The organism is Nitratidesulfovibrio sp. HK-II (assembly GCF_003402415.2).
In the GTDB taxonomy this organism is placed as follows: Bacteria; Desulfobacterota; Desulfovibrionia; order Desulfovibrionales; family Desulfovibrionaceae; genus Cupidesulfovibrio.
The window spans coordinates 1-21,502 of record NZ_AP036014.1 but is presented as its reverse complement, the minus strand read 5'-3'; the positions used below and the strand labels follow the sequence as shown (position 1 = coordinate 21,502).

Genomic DNA, 21,502 nt, shown 5'->3' with positions numbered 1-21,502 from the left:
ATGCCGTGGGAAAGGGCCGGGCGAGGGGGTCGCGAGCGGGTGGGGTGCCGGCCGGCGCCGCGTCATTGAGCGGGCGAGGAGTTCGGTATACGCCTCTACCGGGCCAAGGCAAGCGGGCGTGGGGCGGCTAGCACGGCAAGGCTTCTGAAACGGAAACACCGGGCAATGCCCGGTGGGGATGTGCGATCGACTGACATATGCAGTCGCCCGCAGGCGCGGGAAACGGCTAGACGCTGGCTTGCAGCAGCAGGCCAGGGGCGAGGGCGTCCTGGCCCCGAGCCGCCGCGCCGGTGGGGCCGTACCCGGCGGCAAGGCCGCCCGCGCGGCTTGCGGCCTGATCGTACAATCCGGTGAGTGAAGACAGCGCACCGGACAGCAGCCCCGACATGGAGTCGGCAGCGTTAGCCCCTGCGGTCTGGCTGCCTGAAGCCCCACTGGCGGCGGCATTGGGGGCGGCACCGGTTTGCGCGCTGTCCTCCACGCCCATCTCGCGCAGCATGTCCAGCAGCGACTGCATGGCATCGGTCCCGCCGCCGCCATCGCCCTCCGCCGCCTGCTGCACCAGCGTGGCCTTGGCCGCCTCGGCCCCCTGCACCGCGTCGTCGGCAAGGTTGCCCGCGCCCGCCACCAGGAACCGCTCGGAAAGTCCGTTGTCGAAGTAGTCGTTGAGCGCGTCGTTGAGGCCGCCGCCATTGAGCTGGGCCATGAACGCATCGCCAGAGGCCGTGCCGAACTGCCGGTCCACGAAGCGCAGCGCGTTCAGCAGCCCTTCGCCCAGCGCATCCTCGGTGACAGGGCCATCGCCGATGCTCTTGTACACGATGCCCATGACGGCAGTGGCTGCGGCATCGCCGAACTTGTCGGCCACCCACTGCACGCTGCCGGACAGCGCGCCGGAAAGGGCCTCGCGCTCGGCGTCGGTGGGGGTGGTGGAAGCCGCGTCCGCCGCGGCATTCGTGGTCGTGCCCGCCGCGCCCGTCGCGCCTGTCGTATCGGTTGCGGCAGACGCCACCGATGTCCGGCGCACGATGTCCGCGCCGAATACGTCGGCGGTCTTGTCCGGCGACAGACCCGAAGTCCGCGCGTTCGCCCCCGCCCCCGTGCCCAGCAGCGCGCCCAGCCCTTCCCCATACGGGGAAAGGCCGTTCTGCGCGCGCAGCGCGCCAAGGGTCAGGTTCAGACTCATGCGGTGCTCCCGGGGGCGTGGCACACCCCGCTGTTCGTCTTTTCGGCCGCACCGGGCAGGGTATTAGGGGTACACGTAAAGATTCCCGGCGGGCGACCCTGGATAGCGATACATATCTTTTTGCCGTGATACGCCTAGCGATACCTCTCCCTTTCGCCATGCGTCCCCCGAAAGCGCATGCACCCGCCCGCCATGTCCCCCGCTGTCCGTGCGGGTCCGCACCCCCCTGCACCGTCTGCCGCAGATGCCTCCGCCTCCGGCAAGCCACCCGCAACACCGCGTCCTGCCTGCATCCCCTGCCATTTTACAATGATGTCAAGCGACGGGCTTTTCATTGACCCCCCTTGCGTATCTGCTATGCCTAGCATTGCCCCGACCTGTTTCCCCCGCCGGACCTTCGTCCGGCTTCACACGCGCCACCCGACGCGGCACTTACAGACACACCACGGCCTTGCGGGGCCGGCCGGGCCGCGACCCGGGCGCGAAGCACCAATTGCAGGAGGTGCACATGGATTTTCCCGTTTTCAATTGCAAGAACGGCGATGATGTCATCAGGGCGGTCAAGGAATACAACGTCAGCTTCATCCAGTTCTGGTTCGTGGACATCCTGGGCAACCTGAAGAGCTTTCAGGTGACCCCCAGCGAGCTGGAAGCCGCCTTCGAGGAAGGCATGGGCTTCGACGGCTCGTCCATCCTCGGGTTCACCCGCATCGAGGAAAGCGACATGGTGGCCTTTCCCGACGCCACCACTTTCCAGATCTGCGCCTGGCGGCCCATGGAGCGCCCGGTGGCGCGCATGTTCTGCGACGTGCGCAACCCCGACGGCACCCCCTACGAGGGCGACCCCCGCTACATCCTGCGCAAGCTGACCGAAAAGGCCGCGCAAAAGGGCTACACCTACTACGTGGGGCCGGAACTGGAGTTCTTCCTGTTCGCCAGCTCGCAGTGCCCGCAGCCCATCGACGCGGGCGGCTACTTCGACGCGCCGCCGCTGGACCTTGGCAACGACGTGCGCCGCGACATCATCTTCGCCTTGCAGCGCATGGGCATTCCCGTGGAATACTCGCACCACGAGGTGGCCCCCTCGCAGCACGAGATCGACCTGCGCTACAACGAGGCCATGAAGATGGCCGACGTGGTCATGACCTACAAGGTCGTGGTCAAGGAGATGGCCCGCAAGCACGGGGTGTACGCCACCTTCATGCCCAAGCCCATCTTCGGCCAGAACGGCAGCGGCATGCACGTGCACCAGTCGCTGTTCCGCAACGGCCGCAACGCCTTCTTCGACGCCAACGACCCGCACCACCTTTCGGCCGAATGCCGCGCCTACATCGCGGGTCTGCTGAAGCACGCGCGCGAGTTCTGCTGCGTCACCAACCAGTGGATCAACTCGTACAAGCGCCTGGTGCCCGGCTACGAAGCCCCGGTGTACCTGGCCTGGGCGCAACGCAACCGCTCGGCCCTCATCCGCGTGCCCATGTACAAGCCCGGCAAGGAAGCGGCCACCCGCATCGAACTGCGCAGCCCCGACCCGGCCTGCAACCCGTATCTGGCCTTCTCGGTGATGCTGGCCGCCGGGCTTGAAGGCATCGAAAAGGGCTACGAGCTGCCCAAGGCCGTGGAAGCCAACATCTTCCACATGGGCGAGGAAGACCTGACCAAGCACGGCATCGGATCCCTGCCCGGCTCGCTGTACGAGGCGGCCATGGAGCTGAAGGGCAGCGCCCTGATGCAGGACGTGCTGGGCGAACACACCCATGCCAACCTGGTGGGCAACAAGCTCATTGAGTGGGACGACTACCGCACCCACATCTCGGAGTTCGAACTGCAGCGCTACCTGCCCGTGCTGTAGGCGCAGGCACCGGATACGCCCCGAAAACGCAAGGCGTCGCGACCAGTTGGCCGCGACGCCTTCATGTTGTTGACAAAGCCTGTTTTTATACGCCTCCGGCGGCCAAGCACGGCAGCCGTTGGGCGAGCTTGCGAACCTTACGGATGGCGATCGCAGAGCGGCTGCCGCTCCTTGGAACCCCGTATTTTGTGTTTTTGTAATGCGCAGAAAACACAAATAAACGTTTTGGGGGGAGCTTTAGCCGTTATGCGAGTCTTCGAGCATTGCCCCAGCCGTTGGGTGAGCTTGCGAACCTTACGGCTGCCGCAAAGGGTCCCCTCCCCGGTTCGTCTTGTCTGTTCTCAATCCCGCTTGCGCCCGCGCCCCACGGAAACCAGCACGCCCAGGCACGAGAACACGGCGGCCACGGCAAGGCCGGTGCGGGTGGCGGACAGGAATTCGGGCAGCACGGCGGGGGTGATGGCGGCTTCGCCCAAGTGCAGGGCGAAGATGAGCGAGACGGCGGTCATGCTGCACGCCATGCCCAAGGTGCGCATGGCCCCCACCATGCCAGAGGCCACGCCGAAGTGGGCCTTGTCCACGCTGCTCATGATGGCCACGGAGTTGGCGGTGACGAAGATGCCGAATCCGATGCCGATGCACACCAGTTCCGCCGCCAGCAGCCACACGGGCATGCCCGGCGCGATGGTGACCACGGCCAGCAGCAGCCCTGCGGCGCTGCACAGCATGCCCGCCGTGGCCACGCGGCCGGGGTCGGCCCGGTCGGACAGACGGCCCGACAGCGGCGCGGTAAGCACCTGCATCACCGGCTGGATGAGCAGGATCAGCCCGGCCTCGCGCGGGGGCAGGCCCTTGGCGTACTGCAAGAACAGGCTGAACAGAAAGGTGACCCCGAACACGGCGGCATAGTTGCCGAAGGCGGCGAGGCAGCTCAGCGAGAAGAACCGGTTGCGCAGCAGCAGGTTCACGTCCAGCAAGGGGCTTTTGCTGCGCGCCTCCACCCGCAGGAACAGCGCAAGGCCCGCCAGGCCGCCCAGCACCAGCGCGGGCCCCAGCGGCAGGCTCATGGCGCGGGCGGCCCCGGTCATGACCATGCACACCGACACCGCGTAGACGAGGCTGCCCGGCCAGTCCATGTGCGCGCCCCTGTCCGCGCCGGGCTGCGGGCGCATGCGCCACAGGCACATGGCCGTGGCCGCAAGGCCGGGGGGCACCACCATCAGGAACACGCTGCGCCAGCCAAAGTGGTCCGTGGTGTAGCCGCCCAGCACCGGGCCGATGGACAGCCCGGCATAGGTGAACGCGGAAACGATGCCGATGACCCGGCCCCGCAGCTCCGGCGGGTAGGCCACCGCCACCAGCGCCAGGCTGCCGGACAGCATCATGGCCGCCCCGATGCCCTGGCCGAAGCGCAGGGCCATGACCAGTTCCACGGAAGGGGCAAGCCCCACCAGCAGGGTAAGGCCGGTGAACACGGCAAGGCCGGGCAGCAGCACCCTGCGCTGCCCCACGATGTCGCCAAGGCGGCCGCAGGCCAGCATGCTCATGGCCAGGGCCAGGGCGTAGAGCTGCTCCACCAGGCCCAACTGCACGGCGGACGCGCCCAGGTCGCGCCCCAGCGAGGGCAGGGCCACGCCCACGGCGGTGAGCATGAACGGCACCATGAACTGGGCGATGCACACGGTGGCCAGCACCATGACCGGCGAACCGGCGGCTCCCAGCCGTACCGGCGTGAACTGCATTGCGCTACCTCGCGGAAAGAACGTGGCCCGCGCCGCCCGCCCCGCGCGATGCGGAAACGGGCGGCGTCACGTGGCGCACCCGCAAGGCGGGGCGCGGCGGGACGGAACGAAGCGGGATGGAGGCTACTACCTACGACCGCCCGCCGGCCGTGTCCATCCCGGCGGCAGCGACGCTTTCAGGCGCGGCCAGGGCTTGTTCGGCCTGCTCGACAAGCCGCGCGCCCAGTTCGCGCGCGCGGGCACAGTCCTGCGGAAAGACCTCTTCGCGCCGTCTGGCCTTGGCCACCGGGTCCCAACTGGTGGAGACGTACTTGGAATAGTCGTCGAACTGGAAGGTGTCCGTGCACAGGAACAGTTCGCAACTGCCGAAGATCTTGCGGGTGACGGCCCAGGTGGCCTTCACCGCGCGGTCCTGCTGGTAGTCGGCCATCTTATCCTCGGGGATGTTCATGGTGTACACCAGCCCCGTGGGCAACGGACGCGGAAACAGCGGCTGATAGCCCGGCGTGTAGGACAGGTACGGGAACAGCAGCCGTTCGAGGAACGAGCGCATCTCACCGGTTTCGGTGTAAAAGTAGATGGGCGAGCCCAGCAGCAGCACGTCGGCGGCCGCCACCCGCTCCAGGATGGGCGTCAGCCCGTCCTTCACCGCGCAATGGCCGTAGCTCTTGCCGCCGATCTTCTTGCAGGCGAAGCAGCTGATGCAGCCCTTGTAGTCGTGCTCGTACAGGTGCACCAGTTCGGTGCTGGGGGTGCGGCCCGCCTGTGCGGCGCGTTCCGCCGCGCCCTCCAGGGCGTTTTGCAGCAGGGTGGCGGTGTTCCATTTCTTGCGCGGGCTGCCGTTGATGGCGATGATGTTCATGGCGCTCCTGCCCGGCGGGCGGTTGCGGGTTGCGGAAGGGGCCATGATGCCCGCTGGTGGGGAAAAGGCAAGAACTGTCCACGAGGGTAGATAGTACCCCCTTGGGAACCATGCCGAAGGAATGGCTGGCGGACAAACGGCTGCCCGAAGAATGAAGCGAGCGAGACGAGCGGAGTGGACAACCGAAAAACGCGGCGCACACCCCGCAGCGGACCGTGCGCGGCGCGCGGCATGAGTGCCCGCCACATGCGCAAGATCGAGACCATGCGGTTTTGATTGACAACACGCTGAATTCACAGGATGCGGCCAATTACCCTGCCTGCAAAACCGCCAACTCGGAAAGGCACCACGCCTTGCGGAAATGGCACGATGGGGAGACGAAACGCCAGGGCGATGTGCAGAACCACCCGGTGTTGCGCGCCCGGCAAGGCTTGGATAGACCTGCGGTCGTGGGCTGCGATCAGGCGCGGCCCGCAAGCTCCGCCCCCTTCCCCGCAGCCCTTCACGAACACGGACCGCCATGCGCATACTCCATTCCGGCTCATTCCTGCGTGAAGGCTTCGCCAGCATCGGCTGCGACGTGGTGCCCTTCCGCCCAGACCCGGCACGGACGCTGGACGAACAGATCGAGGAACAGGGCGTCGCCCCGGACCTGGTGTTCATCGAGCTCTTCGGAGAAACCGCCCTGCCCCGCGACATTTCCGCAAGCCGCCACCGGCTGGCCGCCTACTGCATCGACGCCCCGATCAACGAATTCTGGCTCATCCCCCTGGCGCGGCTGTTCGACCACGTCTACGTGGACCAGCTGTCCTCGGTGCCCAGGTTCCGCGCGGGCGGGGTGGACGCCCGGTGGCTGCCCCTGTGCGCCAGTGCGGGCGACTTCCGCGCCCCGGCCGAAAAACGGCACCTGATTTCCTTCGTGGGCCGGGTGACGCCGCACCGCACCAAGCGCAGCAACCTGCTGCGCCACCTGCGCGAGCATTTTCCCGTCAACGTGGTGCAGGACGTTTCCACGGCCGCGATGCTCGACGTGTTCGCCGCCTCGCACATGGTGCTGAACGAGAACTTCTTTTCGGGCCTGAACCTGCGCTTCTTCCACGCGCTGGCCTCCGGCGCGCTGCTGCTCACCGAGAGGCGCGGATACGGCGTGGCGCGACACTTTCGCGAGGGGCGGCACTACCTGGGCTACTCGCCCGGCGACGTGGTGTCGGTGATCCGTTCCGTGCAAGAGGGGCGCAAGGACGCGGCGCGCATCGCGGCGCGCGGGCAGGAGGAATGCGCGCGCAGCCACACCAGCGCGCACAGGGCGCGCGACGTGCTGCGGGACATGGCCGAATCGGGCGCGAAAAGGGCCGCAGCAGCACGGGCAGGCGGCATGCTGCGCGCGAGACGGCTGGACGAGGCGGAAGCCAAGTATCACCACGCCCTGCGCTTTGGCGGGCATTTCGACGAATCCGTGGCCTTTCTGGAGCAGGTCGCGGGCGATGCGGACAGGCCGGACAGGCCGGACAGGCCAGACAGGGCGGACAGGGGCAACGGAAGCAGGTCAGGCAGTTCCATCGGGGCCGACGGGGACACTGTGCGCGCGGCGGACCTGCTTGGCAGCATCCGCCTGCGCCAGGGCAGGATCGAGGCGGGCGTGGCCCTGCTGGAGCGGGTTGCCACAGCAGGGGTAGAGCACGAGGTAGCGCTGGGCCTGACGGCCCTGCTGAAGCTGCTGCTGCTCTTTGCCGAAGACGAAAGACGGCTGGCCTGCCTGGGGCGGCTGACAACCACCCTGCTGCGCGCCGGGCGCATCAGGAAGCGGTACCTGCCGTACCTGAACGGCCTCAAGGACGGCAGGGAACCCCTCTACAACTGCTGCATGCTGGCCTGCGAAATCCTGCGCGACACGGGCAGGAACTACCACCTGGGCTTCTTCCGGCAGGAGCCCGAGCGCTTTCCGGACTACGCGCTGGACTACGCCCTGCTCGCCTTTGCCGCGCAACCGACCGGTGAAGCGCTGGACGCCATCATCCGGTGCACCGCAAAGGCCGGAATCGGCCCGGAAGCGCTGCCGTTCATCCGGCAGGCCACGCTTGCGGGCACGGCTTCGGATGCGCAAATCGCCCTTTCCGCATCGCTTGCCCTGGAATATTACGACTATTCCTTCGCCAAAATGGCCGTGCGCGCGCTGAAAAAGACCCTGGCATAGGCCCGCATGCCGCAAGGGGCGACCCGTCGCGCAACATGACCGGGCGACGCCCGCCCATGCGCCTTTGGCCGTGGCGCTGACCTTGACGCGTGCGGCAATCGGGGGCAGACAATGCGATAACTGGCATTGCATCAAGCCCCAGGGGACGCCGGTTTTCCGCATCTTCCCGAACGCCGCCGCCACCCGCCATCCAAACAGGAAGGAGCATGCATCCATGAAAGTCCGCGCGCAGATACCCACCGTCAAGAATGCAACCAACTTCAACCTGGTGGCGGACAGCAAGACCGCCGTGGGGAGCACCCTCGACAACCTCAAGGCCGCCATTGCCGGTGAAACCGGCGCGCACGCCAAGTACACGGCCTTTGCCAAGGCCGCGAGGGAGCAGGGCTACACGCAGATCGCCCGCCTGTTCGAGGCCACGGCGGCTGCGGAGCTGATCCACATCGGCCTAGAGTACGCCCTGGTGGCCGAAATGGACCCCGGCTACGTGAAGCCCACGGTGGCCGCCCCCGCCGCCAAGGCGTGCGATCTCAACCTCATTTCCGGGGCCAACGGCGAAATTTACGAGACGTGCGACATGTACCCGGCCTTCATCAAGAAGGCCCAGGAAGAAGGCAACGCCAAGGCCGTCCACGTGTTCACGCGGGCGAAGCTGGCCGAATCCGTCCACGCCGAACGCTACCTGGCGGCCTACAACGACCTGGACGCGCCGGACGACGACAAGTTCCACCTGTGCCCCATCTGCGGGTACATCCACAAGGGCGAGGACTTCGAGAAGTGTCCGATCTGCTTCCGGCCCAAGGACACCTTTACGGCGTATTGAGCGGATTGCCGCGATGGTTCGCTGCGCATGCGGGCCGCGCATTTCCCGCGCGCGAACCCGCTGACGGCAGCCGCGCCAAAGTCAGGACGCAACGTCCACAATAGAAAAAGGGTTCCACAGTGATGTGGAACCCTTATCCTTTCTGGTGGAGCTGAGGAGAATTGAACTCCTGACCTCTTGAATGCCATTCAAGCGCTCTCCCAACTGAGCTACAGCCCCAGGCGTGTTGGGACGCACCGGCTTGGCCGGGCGCGGAGCAGACATTGCCCCAGCGCACCGTGTTTGTCAACAATCAGGGTGGAAAATCGCGTGATGGGGCCCATCCGGGCTGCCACGCCCGCACCGGACGCGCATCGGCCCGGTGACACGACCAACGGCGGTGCCCCCGCTTCCGTCTCGTACCTCCCGTCAAGGCACGGTAGCGGGCACGGTCGTGGGCAGTGCGCATCCCCCCGGCCCTTTGGCCGCCCACAGGAAAAACCCCCACCCTGCCCTTGCGGGCGCGGCGGGGGTTTTGAAACGGACAGGAGTGCTGGCCCGGCGATTGCCGGGCAGCCTACAACCTTGGCGCGATTACCATCCGTTCATGGTGCCCTCCCCAGAGCGCTACGCCACCGGCTCGTAAAAGCAGCGCTTGGGCGAGTGAATCTTGCCAGCCTTCTTCAGGGCGTCGATGGCCTTGGAAACGTCCTTGGAATCCACGGCGAGGGCCTTGGCGATGTCGCCGGGCCGCACGGGCTTGCCCGCTTCCTTCATGGCTTTCAAAACCTGATCTTCCATGGGTGTGCTCCTTTGTGATTTAATCAGTAATAATTACTGATAACGAAATGGCCGCCGCTCGTCAACCCTTTCACGCCGTACCTCTCCACTTTTCCACCAACCGCAAACCTTGCCGCTACCCTACCACGCCCAGGATCGCGTTCCACGGCTTTGCCACGCATGCTCGCCCCGGTGCCCGTTCCACGGCCCTTTCCCCCAAGACCATGAGACGTTGGGGCCTTGAAGCTCTGCCCGACACAACGCTTCGTGCGTAGAAGCGTGTGCCGCCGGGCCTTGGCGGCGGCACACGCGTCGCAACGGGCGACAGGATAAAGGCACCCTCGCTCCGCCATGCCACCGGGAGCACCACGCGCATTGGCGTCACTGGTGGCAGATCGCCCGAAGGCGCCTTGCGCCGTAGGGAAGCTGCCGCCGAAGGGACGCCGCGCATGACGACACGGGGTTCCAAGGGGCGGAGCCCCTGGAACGCGGGGGTGCAGGGGGTGTTCGTTACAACACCCCTTGCCCGCCGGAGGCATAACGAAATCGAGCGCATCCAAAACAGACGGGACGGACTTCGTAGAAACCCTGCCCATCAACGCACACCCCCCTTCCCCTCCTTCACCCCGTTGACCACCCTCCCCCTTGCACCGTACACCCTTTCCACATGCGCCGCGCCCACTGCGCGTTACCCCGCGCCCCCCGAGCGCTGCGCGTTCACCGCCCGCCACACCACACGCGGGCCGCACACCGATCACCAAGGAGACGCTGCATGACCGCTTCCGCCGCCGCCCTGGCCCGTACCTCCGTGGCCGATGCCCTTACCGCAGAGGCCCCCGCGGCCAACATCCGCATCTGCGGCTGGGTGCGCACCCGGCGCGACGCCAAGGGCTTCTCGTTTCTGGAAATCAACGACGGCTCGTGCCTCGCCAACATCCAGTGCATCGTGGACGAAACCCTGCCCGCCTACGCCGTGATCAAGGACGTGAACACCGGCGCGGCAGTGGACGTGCGCGGCGAACTGGTGGAATCGCCCGGCAAGGGCCAGAAATGGGAACTGCGCGCCGCCACCCTGACCCTGCTGGGCGGGGCCGACGCGGAAACCTACCCGCTGCAGAAGAAGCGCCATTCCGACGAATTCCTGCGCACCATCGCCCACCTGCGCGCCCGCACCAACAAGTTCGGCGCGGCCTTCCGCATCCGCTCGGAAGCCGCCTACGCCATCCACGAATTCTTCCGCGAGCGCGGCTTTTTCCACGTGCACACGCCCATTCTCACCGGATCGGACTGCGAGGGCGCGGGCGAGATGTTCCGCGTCACTACCCTGCCCGCATCGGGCGCGGCGGTTCCGCCTTCCGGCAACCGCTTCGAGGCGGATTTCTTCGGCAAGGAATGCAACCTCACCGTGTCCGGCCAGTTGGAGGCAGAGGCGCTGGCCATGGGCCTGGGCAAGGTGTACACCTTCGGCCCCACCTTCCGGGCCGAGAACTCCAACACCGCCCGGCACGCCGCCGAATTCTGGATGATCGAGCCGGAATTCGCCTTCGCGGACCTGACCGACGACATGGAACTGGCCGAGGCCATGACCCGCACCGTGGTCGCCCGCGTGCTGGAGCGCTGCGCCGCCGACATCGATCTGTTCGACCGCTTCGTGGACAACGGCCTTGTGGAGCGGCTGCGCACCATCGCCGACCAGCCCTTTGCCCGGGTGTCCTACCGCGAGGCCATCGAACTGCTGAAAGCCTCGGGCAAGAAGTTCGACTACCCCGTTTCCTTCGGGCTGGACCTGCAGACCGAGCACGAGCGCTTCCTGGCCGAGGAACACTTCGGCAAGCCCGTCATCGTCTACAACTACCCGAAATCCATCAAGGCGTTCTACATGCGCCTGAACGAAGACAACGAGACCGTGGCAGCCATGGACGTGCTGGTGCCGCGCATTGGTGAGCTGATCGGCGGCAGCCAGCGCGAGGAACGCCTGGACGTGCTGGAAGCGCGCATCCGCGAAATGGGCCAGAACCCGGATGACTACTGGTGGTACCTGGATCTGCGCCGCTTCGGCTCCGTGCCGCACGCGGGTTTCGGCCTGGGGTTCGAGCGGTTGCTGATGCTGCTGACCGGCATCGCCAACATCCGCGACGTGGTGCCCTTTCCGCGCACGCCCGGCAATCTCGAATTCTAAACTTCTTCCAAAAAATCTCACGCAGGTGCGGCGCGGGGGCAACCCCGCGCCGCCTTTTCGTTTTCCCGCCACGCCGAATACCCGGAAAACAAGCAATAGCACCATTTTTTCCATTGCCCCATTGCCGTGCCCGCGCCGCCGGGGTATGGTGAAGCCATGTCCGTCTGACCGGGCGGCGTGCCGCCGCGTTGCCGCGCGGCACGCCGCCGTGCTCCGGACTGGGGGAGTACATGACCAAGCCTTCACGCATTCTGCTGGCCATCGACGGAACACAGGGTTCCTACCGCGCGGCGCACCACGCCGCCCTCATCGCCAACCTCACCGGAGCGGAGGTCATTCTTCTGCATTGCGCCGATCCACATCCCTCGCTGTCCCTGCCCTTTCCGGCGGGCGGGGCCGGGCTGCCGCCGGGGTTCGCACGTTCCCCCGCGCCGCCCTCCACCAGCGAACGGCTGGGACCTGCGCGCGACATTCTGCAAGACAGTCACGTTCGGTACATGGAGCACACCGTGGAAGGACCGGCGGCGGAAACCATCCTGGGCATGGCCCTGCGCGAACGGTGCGACCTCATCGTCATGGGCCGCCACGGCACCGGCGACACCGAGGAACTGCCCGTGGGCAGGACCGCCGAGCACGTGGTGCGGGCAGCACCCTGCACCGTGATGGTGGCGGCCTGATCCGCACCGCCCCTTCTTTCCGAATAGCCACGAAAACAGCGCGACCGCCGCTCCCTTGGGGGAGCGGCGGTCGCGCCGTGTGCGGCCACCCCGCATCCGTTCCATCAATCCGCCATTACGGCACCCCTTGCGTCTGCGAATAAGCGCGCCGGGCCGCGCCTTCACGTCCCTCCGGTTCAGCGCCCCTTGCGCAACTGGCGGATGCGCGTCTCCACCACCAGTTCGTTGGGATATGTCTCGCGCACCGCTTCGAACGCGGCCAGCGCCTCGGCCGTCTTGCCCTGCTGCTCCAGCGCGTCGCCCAGCATGAACCCGGCCAGCGCCTTCAGGTCCCTCTCCGCGCCCGGCATGGCCAGTATCTGTCGCGCAAGGTCCGCCCCGCGCGCAAAATGCTCCATGGACATCTGCACGTCGGCCAGGTCGTACAGGCATTCCGCCCGTCGCGCGTCCGTGGCCTTCAGTTGCAGGCACTGGTGCAACACGTCCTCCGCAATGCCGAACTCACGCCGCGAGGCATGGATGCGCGCCAGCCGCCGATGCGCCCGGGCGTTCTCGTCGCCCGACAGGTCCGGCACCTCGATCAGCTTGCGCCAGGCATCCGCCGCCCGGTCCCAGCGCCGTGCCGTCTCCAGCAGCCCGCCCAGCCGCACCAGCACCTCGCGCGCCTTGTCCCCGTCCATGCCGAACTCAAGGTACATGGCCTCCAAGAGCTCCATGCCCGCCTTGTCGTCGCCCCGCACGTCCAGGGTGATCTGCAGCAGGCGCTGCCAAGCCTCCCACCGCTCCTCACCTTCCGGGTTCAGGCGCAAATACCGCTCCAGCAGCTTTTCCGCCTCGCCGTACCGCCGCTCCCCCGCCGCCTTGCGCGCATCCGCCATGTCATCCGGCGGTGCCGCCTTCTCGCAGCCCGTGAGGAGAAGAACAGGAAGCATGAGCAAAGGCAGAACCACGGAGAGGGAGAACCTTTTGAAAAAGGTTCTCCCTCTCCGTACCTCTCCCTCTCCCAAACTTTTCAATTGGGTGGATGCGCGGAACATGGATGATTCGGTACCGCCGATGAACATACGCATTCCGACACCCTACAGGATAACAGTCAAATATAATGATATAGTTATCGAAAAGTTTTGAAGGATGGTGAGGGGGTGCGGGGAGAGGAAGGAAACTTTTCCAAAAGTTTCCTTCCTCTCCCCCGATTCATTCCTCTTTCCCTTCTTCTATCTACTCTTCCCCGTCCACAACTTCGCGTTCGTCGATGCGGTCAAAGCCGACCACGAGGGCGCCTTCATCCAGGCGCACCAGGCGCACGCCCTGGGTGGCGCGGCCCACGCTGCGCACGTCGTCGAGGCCCATGCGCAGGATCTTGTTGGTGGAGGTAAGCAGGACCAGGGCGTCGTCGTCGCGCACGGGCATGGCGCCAATGACGTCGCCGGTCTTGGGGGTAACCTTGAAGTTCTTCACCCCCACGCCGCCGCGCGACTGCACGCGGTACAGATCGGCGTTGGTGCGCTTGCCGAAGCCGTTGGCGGACACGGACATGATCATGGAGGTGGTGTCTTCCTCGGCCAGGATGACGCAGGCCACAACGCGGTCCTTGCCGCGCAGGGCAATGCCCTTGACCCCGGTGGCGCTGCGGCCCATGGGCCGGACGTCCTCGCACTGGAAGCGGATGGCCATGCCGTCGCCCGTGGTGAGCACGATGTGGCAGTTTTCATCCACCTCGCGCACCATGATCAGCTCATCCTCGGGGCGCAGGCCCACGGCGATGAGGCCGGTCTTGCGGCACTTGGCGTACAGCGAGGCGCTGGAGCGCTTGACCATGCCGCGCCGGGTCACGAACAGGAAGTACCGGTCTTCGGCGAACTCGCGCACGGTGAGCACGTTGGTGACCAGTTCGTCCTTGTCCAGCTGCACCAGGTTGGCGATGTGCACGCCCTTGGCCGTGCGGCTGCCCTCGGGCACGCGGTGCACCTTGATCTGGTGCATGCGGCCATGGTTGGTGAACAGCAGCAGGAACTGGTGGTTGGTGGTGGTCAAAAAGTCCTGCACGAAGTCGTCTTCGGACGTGTGCACCCCGGCAATACCCTTCCCGCCACGACGCTGCTGCTGGTAGTTGTCCAGCGTGGTGCGCTTGATGTAGCCGCGGCGCGACAGGGTGATGACCACGTCCTCGTCGGGGATCAGGTCTTCGATGTCGATGCCGTCCAGCTCTTCTTCCAGCACCTCGGTGCGGCGCTTGGTGGCGAAGGTGTCGCGCAGTTCGCCTATTTCCTCGCGGATGACCGAGCGCAGCACTTCCGGGTTTTCCAGCACCGAGCGGAAGAATTCAATCTTCTTGAGCAGTTCGTTGTATTCCTCGATCAATTTTTCGTGTTCGAGGTTGGTCAGGCGCTGCAGGCGCATGTCCAGGATGGCCTGGGCCTGCGCCTCGGACAGGTCGAAGCGGCCCATCAACGCGTCCTTGGCGTCCTGCGGCGTCTTGGACGCGCGGATCAGGGCGACGACCTCGTCGATGTTGTCGAGGGCGATGCGCAGCCCTTCCAGGATGTGGGCGCGCGCCTCGGCCTTGCGCAGGTCGTACCGGGTGCGGCGGATGATCACCTCGCGCCGGTGCTCGAGGAAGATTTCCAGCGCCTGCTTCAGGTTCAGCAGCTGCGGGCGGTTGCCCACCACGGCCAGCATGTTGATGCCGAACGAGCTTTCCAGCGGCGTGTACTTGTACAGGGCGTTGACCACTATGTCGGGGATGGTGCCGCGCTTGAGGTCGATGACCACGCGGATGCCCTTGCGGTCCGACTCGTCGCGCAGGTCGGCCACGCCGTCGATCTTGCGCTCGTTCACCAGCGCCGCGATCTTCTCCACCAGGCTCGACTTGTTGAGCGCGAAGGGAATCTCGCGGATGACGATGGCCTGCAGGCCCTTCTTGCGCTCTTCTATCTCCACCTTGCCGCGCACCTTCACGGTGCCGCGCCCGGTGGTGTAGGCGTCGTACAGGCCCTGCCCGGCGTAGACGAAGCCCGCCGTGGGGAAGTCCGGACCCTTCACATGGTCCATCAGGTCTTCCACGGTGCAGCCCGGCTCGTCCACGATGTGCAGCAGCGCGCCGCACAGCTCGCCCAGGTTGTGGGGCGGAATGTTGGTGGCCATGCCCACCGCGATGCCCGACGAACCGTTCAGCAAGAGGTTCGGCACCTTGGTGGGCAGCACCGAAGGTTCGAGCAGGGTGTTGTCGTAGTTGGGCCGGAAGTCCACCGTCTCCTTGTCGATGTCGGCAAGGAATTCGCCCGCCAGGCGGGACATGCGCACTTCGGTGTATCGCATGGCCGCTGCCGCGTCGCCGTCGATGGAGCCGAAGTTGCCCTGCCCGTCCACCAAGGGATCGCGCATGGAGAAATCCTGCGCCATGCGGACCAGGGCGTCGTACACGGCGGAATCGCCGTGCGGGTGGTACTTACCGATGACGTCACCGACCACGCGCGCCGACTTCTTGGGCGGGCGGGTGTAGCCGTTGCCCAACTCGTGCTGGGCGAACATGATGCGCCGGTGCACCGGCTTCAGGCCGTCGCGCGCATCCGGGATGGCGCGGCCGATGATCACGCTCAGGGAGTACTCGAGGTACGACTTCCTGAGCTCCTTTTCTATGCTGACCTGTTGCGACACTGGTTTGCCTCGCTTCTCGATGGGCTGTCGCTGTTACGACTACGCCCGGAGAGAACAGATTTTTTATACGCCTCCGGCGGTCTGACGACGACCATGGAGGGGAGATCTTTTTTACGCCTCCGGCGGGCAAGGGGCTGCGCCCCCTGCACCCCCTGAATAGGGAGAATAACCGCCCCTATAAAAAGTTTGGGGGGAGGGGTCCGGGGAGGGAGACCCTTTCCAAAGGGTCCCCTCCCCGGCACTCGCCAAACTCTTTTAGATATCCAAATCCTGCACGGACAGGGCGTTGCGTTCAATGAACTCGCGGCGGGGTTCCACCCGATCGCCCATGAGTTGCTCAAAGGCTTCGCTGGCTTCTTCGGCGTCGTCCACGGTCACGCGGAGCAGGGTGCGGTTTTCCGGGTTCATGGTGGTCACCCACAGCTGTTCCGGGTTCATTTCGCCCAGGCCCTTGTAGCGCTGGATGTTGATGCCCTTGCGGGCCTCGTCCAGCACCAGGCGGAACAGGTCGAAGATGTCTTCGGCCTCGCTGGTTTCGCCCTTGCGGTCCACGGTGCAGCGCAGGCTGCCGCAGCGGGTGCGGATGTCGGCCAGGGCGTCCCAGGCCTGGCGGTACATCTTGGAGTGGAAGAACTCGGCCCCCACGCGGGTGCGGTGGCCGTTGGCGTCCTCGAAGACCACGAAGGTACGGCTGTCCTCGTCGGTGTCCTCATGCTCGGCGGACACGGAATAACCCCGATCGGCCAGCCACTGGCGCAAGCCGTTGGGGTCGTCGCCGGTGAACCACTGGGGTTCGATGCGGGTCTGGTATTCGATGAAGGCCAGGAACAGTTCGCGGGCGATGCCGATGTTCTCCACGTCGCGCACCTTGGCGGACACCAGTTCGATGGCCTTCATCAGCGAGACGATGTCCGGCCCGGTGAAGGCGCAGCCCGATTCGGTGCGGATGGTGATGTCGTTGCTGATGCGTTCCAGCAGGAAGGCGTTCAGCTCCGGATCGTCCTTGATGAACTTTTCGAAGCGGCTGCTGTGCACCCGGTACAGGGGCGGCTGGGCGATGTACAGGTGGCCCCGGTCGATGAGTTCCTGGTACTGCCGGAAGAAGAAGGTCAGCAGCAGGGTGCGGATGTGCGCGCCGTCCACGTCGGCGTCGGTCATGATGACGACCTTGTGGTAGCGCAGCTTGTCGTAGTCGGTGTCGTCCTCGCCGATGCCAGCGCCCATGGCGGTGATGAGGGCCTTCACTTCCTTGTTGGCCAGCATCTTGTCGAAGCGGGTGCGCTCGGTGTTCAGGATCTTGCCGCGCAGCGGCAGGATGGCCTGGGTGGAGGGGTCGCGGCCCTGCTTGGCCGAACCGCCTGCGGAGTCACCTTCCACGATGAACAGTTCCGATTCCGCCGGGTCCTTGGACTGGCAGTCGGCCAGCTTGCCGGGCAGCGAGTTGTCGGACAGGGCGCCCTTGCGGCGCACCAGTTCCTTGGCGCGGCGGGCGGCGTCGCGGGCGCGGGCTGCGTCCACGGCCTTGTCGATGATCAGCCGGGCGTCCTTGGGGTTTTCGCCAAAGTGCACGTTGAGCTTGTCGTACACGATGCCGGCCACCAGCCCCGCGATCTCGCTGTTGCCCAGCTTGGTCTTGGTCTGGCCCTCGAACTGGGGCTGCGGCAGCTTGACGGAGACCACCGAGGTCAGGCCCTCGCGCACGTCGTCGCCGGACAGCACGGTGCCCTTCATCTTCTTGACCAGGTCGGGCTGGCCCTTGATGTAGCCGTTGATGGCGCGGGTGAGCGCCGTCTTGAACCCGGCCAGGTGGGTGCCGCCTTCCTTGGTGCGGATGTTGTTGGCGAAGGTGAGCACGTTTTCCTTGTAGCCCGCGTTGTACTGCAACGCGAAGTCCACGGTCACCCCGTCGGTCACCCCTTCACCGTCGATGATGGGATGGATGCCGCTCTCGCCGGAATTCAGGTCCTTCACGAACTGGCGGATGCCGCCGTCGGCGCGGAACACGTGCGTTTCGGCGCTGCGCTCGTCGGTGAATTCGATCTCCAGGCCCTTGTTCAGGTAGGCCAGTTCCTCGAAACGCTTGCGCAGCGTCTCGTACGAGTACTGCACCGTCTCGAAGATCTCCTCGTCGGGCTTGAAGTGCACCGTGGTGCCGTGGTTGGCCGATTCGCCCAGAAACTCCAGCGGCCCCTGCACCGCGCCTCGCGCGAAACGCATGCGGTGGCGCTTGCCGTCGCGGCGCACGGTCACTTCCAGCCACTCGGACAGGGCGTTCACGCAGCTCACGCCCACGCCGTGCAGGCCGCCCGACACCTTGTAGGCGTCGTTGTCGAACTTGCCGCCCGCGTGCAGCTTGGTCATGACGACCTCGACCGCGGGCTTGCCCTCCTTGGGGTGCAGGTCGACCGGGATGCCGCGGCCGTTGTCGCTGACCGTGACGCTGTTGTCGAGGTGCAGCTTGACCACGATGCGCGAGCAGTAGCCCGCCATGGCCTCGTCGATGGAGTTGTCCACCACCTCGTACACAAGGTGGTGCAGGCCCCGCGCATCGGTGGACCCGATGTACATGGCAGGGCGCTTGCGGACGGCAGCCAGACCCTCGAGGATCGTGATGCTGTCTGCGGTATAGGTCTGTCCCGTGGGAGTGGTCATCTTTGGGATCGTCTCCAACTTACGTTGTTCTGGACGTTGGCGCGTTCAGTAATTGTATGCGCCTCCGGCGGGCAAGGGGCTTCGCCCCCTGCACCCCCTTTAAGGGGCTTTCATGAATTGCAACTATCGTTACCCAACGCGGCGGGCATTCCGCGCACGCCTGCTGTACTCACAGATCGACCAAACTTTGGGGTGCAGGGGCGGTAGCCCCTGCCCGCCGGAGGCACACAAGAAACCGTACCGTCCGACAGGACGCGCCCCATACAAGAAGAAGGCTATACCTCTTCTTCGCTGTAATAGGTCTCTTCCACGATCTTCATGGGCATGATGATCACGGTGTACTCGCTGTCGTCGCCGCCTGTGATGCCGCAGGGACCTTCGCTGCCGGTCAGGGTCAGGCCCAACCGTTCGGAGCGGTAGTGGCCCATGATTTCGATAAGGTTGCGGGTGGGGAAGGCGATCTTCTTGATGTCGCCGCTGTAGGTGGCTTCCAGGGTTTCTGTGGCCGAGCCCACGTCCTGGCCCTGGGCCGAGAGCACCACGTCTCCGCCGCCCCCGTTGCCGTCCAGGTCGAAGTACGTGCAGCGGTTGGAGTCGGTATTGAAGATCAGCAGGCGGTCCAGGGCGTCCATGGCGTCCTTGCGGGGCAGTTCCAGCCGGGACACGGAATCGGCCGACAGCTTGGCCAGAAAGTTCATGTAGTCGGGGTACTGGTAGTACGACAGCGGCAGGCTGAAGGTTTCCTTGCCATCGCCGGTGCGGAAGTGCAGGCGCTTTTCGGAGATGTTCAGTTCCACCTCGTCGGTGCCCAGCCACTTCTTCAGCTCGCCCAGGTACTTCTTCTGGATCAGGATGCCTTCGGGCGGCAGCATGGACATCAGCTCGTCATGAGCGAAGCGCAGCATGGCGAACTGGTGGCCGTTCAGCCCGCAGGCCTCGATGGAATTCTGCGCGCCGGGCTTCAGCGACAGGCAGGCGATGGCCTCCACCGCGTCTTCGTCGCTGATGCAGAAGGCGATGCGGTCGATGAGCTCCTGCAGGTAGTCGCCGGACCACATCACCGAGCCGTCGGCGGGGAACTCGGAGAAGTTCTGGAACCACACCGGGTCGTTGACGGGCAGCTTGTACTTGCGGCGGCCCTGCTCGATGAGCAGGTTGCCGCTCTCGCCGTCCAGCTTGAGGGTAATCTGGCCGCCGGGCAGCTTGCGGAGCAGATCCACGAAGGCGCGGCCCTGCACGCCCGCCAGGCCGGGCTGTTCGATGTCGGCCGCGTACGAGCCCCGGAACTCGATGTTCGAGTCGGTGGCCAGCACGCTGAGCGAACCGTTCTCGGCCTTCAGCCAGATGGAGCGCAGGTAGGCCGCCCCCGTCTTGGCGGGAATGATGCTGGCGGCCTTCTGCAAGCCTTCGATGACATCTTCCTTCTGGATTCTCAGAAACATATCTGGATCTCCTGTTGTAGTAGCAGGGCCTGTTTCCAGGTGCGGAACTGGCATAACATGCGAAAATGAATTGGAATTCCCGGTAACATCACAATGCACCGCGTGGGAACCGAAGGAACAGCCGAAAGGGGGTGCGTGCTCATTCGGCCCGAGTTAGGCACTTTCGTTTGAGGTCGGTCACCAGAAGTTGCATATCTTTGTCACTTTGCTGTAATTGCTTGATTTTTCGCACGGCATACATGGCCGTGGAGTGGTCCTTGCCCCCGAACACCCGGCCCAGGGCCGGAAAGGAACTGCCCAGCAGTTCGCGGCACAGGAACATGGCCACCTGACGGGCCTGCACGATGCTTTGCTGGCGCTTGTCGCCCACGATGTCGCGGGCCGGGATGCCGAATTGCTCCGCCGTGGCGGCGATGACCGTCTCCGGCGTCAGGCTGGTGGTCTTGCCGCTGTCTGTGTGCCGCAGGATCTGCTCCAGTTCGCGGTCCTGGATGTCGCGGTTGACCAGTTGGCGGTAGGCGCCGACCTTGACCAGGATGCCCTGGAGATGGCGGAATTCGCGAAAGCGCTGGGCCAGGGTGAGGACGTGTTCCTTGGAAAGCTGGATGTTGCGCGAACGGCTCTGCTGCTGGATGAATTTCACCCGCACGTCCAGGTCCGGTTCGCGCAGTTCGACGATGAGTCCCCATTCCAGGCGCGAGCGCAGCTTGGGCGACAGAAAGTCCAGGTCGGCCAGCTTGCCGGAGCAGGCGAAGACCATCTGTTTGCCGTTGTCGTGAAAGTGGTCGAAGGCGAAGGTCAGCTCGTCCTGCAGAAAGGGCAGGTCGCGCAGGCGCTGCAGGTCGTCGACCACCAGCACCTCTTGCGCGCACAGGCGGCTGCGGGCCTGCTGGCGTTCCTGCGCCGCGCCGGGGCCGGATGCGGAAAGCCCGGAAAAGCGGGTGCCCAGTTCGTCCACCGCGCCGCAGAATATGGCGTTGTCGTCGCGCGAGCGGCTCAGTTCGTTGGCGATGGCGCGAAGAAGGTGTGTCTTGCCGTTGCCGCTGCCGCCGCAGACCACGAAGGGGTTGTAGACCCTGTCGTGGGGGTCGCGGCCGTCGCGGGCCACTTCCTTGGCCGAGGCCACCGGAAACTGGTTCTTGCGGTTGTGCAGGAAGGTGTCGAAGGTGAACCGGGGGCCGAAGGGGTAGTCCAGCTGGCGCGCGGCGGCCGCCCGCGCCGGGGCTGCCTGGGGAGAGCCGCCGTTGCCCGAGGTGTAGCGCAGCGCGTAGCCGTCGCCCAGGAACTCGCGCAGCCGCGATTCAAAGGTCACCTGCGCCGTGGCCGAAAACCACTGGGCAAAGAACGGGTGCGGAAACTGGACGTCCAGCCGCTTGTCGTCCTTGCTCAGGGTGATGGCCAGCGGGTCGTACCACTGGCGCAGATCCTGCTCCTGGCAGGTCTGCTGAAGGTGTTGGCGCAGGGCTTTTTTCAGCAC

General features: G+C 65.6%; 14 protein-coding genes and 1 tRNA gene. 5 read left to right on the top strand and 10 right to left on the bottom strand.

Features of this window, described 5'->3' with window-relative positions; translation table 11 throughout:
- Positions 1-226: 226 nt before the first annotated feature.
- Entirely contained in the window at positions 227-1,186 is a 960-nt protein-coding gene (locus tag RVX_RS00075; RefSeq protein WP_116307351.1) for a hypothetical protein, read from the bottom strand.
- A gap of 508 nt (positions 1,187-1,694) precedes the next feature.
- Between RVX_RS00075 and RVX_RS00070 the strand changes: the two genes are divergently transcribed.
- Positions 1,695-3,038: a glutamine synthetase family protein gene (locus tag RVX_RS00070; protein WP_116307353.1), complete on the top strand. Its 1,344-nt coding sequence runs from the start codon at positions 1,695-1,697 to the stop codon at positions 3,036-3,038.
- Between the two features lie 341 nt (positions 3,039-3,379).
- On the opposite strand, the gene RVX_RS00065 is transcribed toward RVX_RS00070, so the two are convergent.
- Both RVX_RS00065 and RVX_RS00060 read right to left on the bottom strand, forming a co-directional pair.
- Positions 3,380-4,780, bottom strand: coding sequence for an MFS transporter (locus tag RVX_RS00065; RefSeq protein WP_116307355.1), 1,401 nt, complete (start codon positions 4,778-4,780; stop codon positions 3,380-3,382).
- A gap of 130 nt (positions 4,781-4,910) precedes the next feature.
- Positions 4,911-5,642 (bottom strand): flavodoxin family protein, encoded by a 732-nt coding sequence (locus RVX_RS00060; RefSeq protein ID WP_116307357.1) that lies wholly within the window; start codon positions 5,640-5,642, stop codon positions 4,911-4,913.
- A gap of 520 nt (positions 5,643-6,162) precedes the next feature.
- On the opposite strand from RVX_RS00060, the gene RVX_RS00055 reads away from it, so the two are divergent.
- Both RVX_RS00055 and ngr read left to right on the top strand, forming a co-directional pair.
- Complete coding sequence (locus tag RVX_RS00055) at positions 6,163-7,836, top strand: glycosyltransferase (protein WP_116307359.1); 1,674 nt, start codon at positions 6,163-6,165, stop codon at positions 7,834-7,836.
- A gap of 214 nt (positions 7,837-8,050) precedes the next feature.
- Positions 8,051-8,659 (top strand): nigerythrin, encoded by a 609-nt coding sequence (ngr, locus tag RVX_RS00050; RefSeq protein WP_116307361.1) that lies wholly within the window; start codon positions 8,051-8,053, stop codon positions 8,657-8,659.
- A 143-nt stretch (positions 8,660-8,802) separates the two neighbouring features.
- Here the strand turns inward: ngr and RVX_RS00045 are convergent.
- Positions 8,803-8,878 (bottom strand) — tRNA-Ala (locus RVX_RS00045).
- 387 nt (positions 8,879-9,265) lie between these two features.
- On the bottom strand, positions 9,266-9,439 hold the full coding sequence (locus RVX_RS00040; protein WP_007525427.1) for a MarR family transcriptional regulator: 174 nt from the start codon (positions 9,437-9,439) through the stop codon (positions 9,266-9,268).
- Positions 9,440-10,190: 751 nt separating this feature from the next.
- On the opposite strand from RVX_RS00040, the gene asnS reads away from it, so the two are divergent.
- Positions 10,191-11,597, top strand: coding sequence for an asparagine--tRNA ligase (asnS, locus tag RVX_RS00035; RefSeq protein WP_371682112.1), 1,407 nt, complete (start codon positions 10,191-10,193; stop codon positions 11,595-11,597).
- Positions 11,598-11,827: 230 nt separating this feature from the next.
- Complete coding sequence (locus RVX_RS00030) at positions 11,828-12,274, top strand: universal stress protein (RefSeq protein ID WP_116307363.1); 447 nt, start codon at positions 11,828-11,830, stop codon at positions 12,272-12,274.
- 176 nt (positions 12,275-12,450) lie between these two features.
- Here RVX_RS00030 and RVX_RS00025 read toward each other — a convergent pair whose 3' ends face one another.
- The 5 genes from RVX_RS00025 to RVX_RS00005 form a co-directional block, all read right to left on the bottom strand.
- A complete protein-coding gene (locus tag RVX_RS00025; RefSeq protein WP_230404738.1) occupies positions 12,451-13,152 on the bottom strand; it encodes a tetratricopeptide repeat protein in 702 nt (233 codons plus the stop codon).
- Between the two features lie 340 nt (positions 13,153-13,492).
- Positions 13,493-15,931 (bottom strand): DNA gyrase subunit A, encoded by a 2,439-nt coding sequence (gene gyrA, locus RVX_RS00020; RefSeq protein ID WP_116307367.1) that lies wholly within the window; start codon positions 15,929-15,931, stop codon positions 13,493-13,495.
- A 255-nt stretch (positions 15,932-16,186) separates the two neighbouring features.
- Positions 16,187-18,583 (bottom strand): DNA topoisomerase (ATP-hydrolyzing) subunit B, encoded by a 2,397-nt coding sequence (gene gyrB, locus RVX_RS00015; RefSeq protein ID WP_116307369.1) that lies wholly within the window; start codon positions 18,581-18,583, stop codon positions 16,187-16,189.
- A gap of 275 nt (positions 18,584-18,858) precedes the next feature.
- A complete protein-coding gene (locus tag RVX_RS00010; protein ID WP_116307371.1) occupies positions 18,859-20,025 on the bottom strand; it encodes a DNA polymerase III subunit beta in 1,167 nt (388 codons plus the stop codon).
- Positions 20,026-20,164: 139 nt separating this feature from the next.
- The gene (locus RVX_RS00005) at positions 20,165-21,502 is read right to left on the bottom strand and encodes a DnaA ATPase domain-containing protein (RefSeq protein ID WP_116307373.1); all 1,338 of its coding nucleotides are present in this window, start codon (positions 21,500-21,502) and stop codon (positions 20,165-20,167) included.